Origin of the sequence: Neorhizobium phenanthreniclasticum (assembly GCF_040066075.1) — a bacterium.
GTDB lineage: Bacteria > Pseudomonadota > Alphaproteobacteria > Rhizobiales > Rhizobiaceae > Neorhizobium > Neorhizobium petrolearium.
This window is the reverse complement of sequence record NZ_JBEAAL010000082.1, coordinates 1-1189: the sequence shown is the minus strand read 5'-3', so window position 1 is coordinate 1189 and position 1189 is coordinate 1. Positions and strand designations below refer to the sequence as shown.

The following is a 1189-nucleotide window of genomic DNA, read 5'->3' as shown; positions in this document are numbered from 1 at the left end:
GCGCGCCAGGCTCCACAGCTCAAAGCCGAAGAAGGACCGGTCGGCCAGGCACAACATGTCCGGCTCAAGGCACGCCAGGACGGCCTTGGCGAGCGTGACCTCGCTGGTCGCGCAACCGGCCATCTGGTTGGCGAACAACACCTGCGTGCCGTTCTCGACCAGGCTGACAAAGCGGATTTGCGGATAAGCGCTCGCGCCGCGACTGGCGCCGGGATAGCCAAACGCGGCAACGTTGGCCGCTTCGTCGGCGACGTCGAGCGTGCTGCCGTCGAGGCTCACCAAACGCCGCCCCTTGTACCAGGCGCCGCGCGTGGCGGCTGTGGCAATCGGCGCGACGATCTCATCATGCAACTGCCGCATGACTTCAAAGCCCAGCCGGGCACGGGCCTGCGAAATGGCGGACTTGCCGGCGACCTTGACCGCGACCGACGGATCGCGCAGCCATTGCAGCCCTTCCAGAAGGCAGCGCAGCACCTCGCGGTAGGACGACGTCATGTAAAGCGCCAGGGCGATGACGTAATAGACCACCACATGAGCCGGCAGGTCGCGCTCGCGGATGCTGCCCTTGCCGGCCGCCGTCAGGATGGCCCGGATCCTCGCCACAGGAAAGGTCTTGGCGATCACGCCGAGGCTAATGTAATCGCTGACCCGGCTGCCTTCGGGAAGAATTGCAACGGTGCGTGCCATGTGATTCGCCTCCTGCGCCATAGCACGCGGCAGGAGGCGAGATCATGGTTAATGAATCCTTAATCAGCCATTAAATAAACGGCATTGGGGTTAGACGCGGAAAATTAAAAGGGCGTCTCACGAAAGTCGGAACACAACAGATCTGGCTTGTCAGCCTGTCTCAGGCCTCAACAAGAACCTCACATGGAGAGTCACTATGGCAAAGCAATTGAAAACGCCTTCTCAAAGTTGAAGGCCATGTTGCGGGCTCGGGCAGAGAGAAAGATCGATGCTTTGTGGGACGCGGTCGGCGCATTGATGCCCCGCTTCACGCCGACAGAATGCGCAAACTACTTCAGGGCTGCTGGATATGACCCGGATTGAACAGGATCTGCTCTAGTGTGACGTCTCAGAGATTATGACGGGTTGTTCTATGCCCAGAATTGGCAGGTCTTGCGGGGGGACGAGCAGTTGGATGCTGCGCGCGACACCTGGTTGCTTTTGGATCAATCCGATTTTCTCA

General features: G+C 60.1%; 1 protein-coding gene and 1 pseudogene. One reads left to right on the top strand and one right to left on the bottom strand.

What is annotated here, in order from left to right:
• A partial coding sequence (locus ABK249_RS33775) for a transposase domain-containing protein (RefSeq protein WP_348864922.1) occupies positions 1-687 on the bottom strand: 687 nt, incomplete at its 3' end.
• Between the two features lie 204 nt (positions 688-891).
• On the opposite strand from ABK249_RS33775, the pseudogene ABK249_RS33770 reads away from it, so the two are divergent.
• Positions 892-1050 (top strand): annotated as a pseudogene (locus ABK249_RS33770) (IS630 family transposase); the annotation flags it as partial.
• Positions 1051-1189 lie beyond the last annotated feature (139 nt).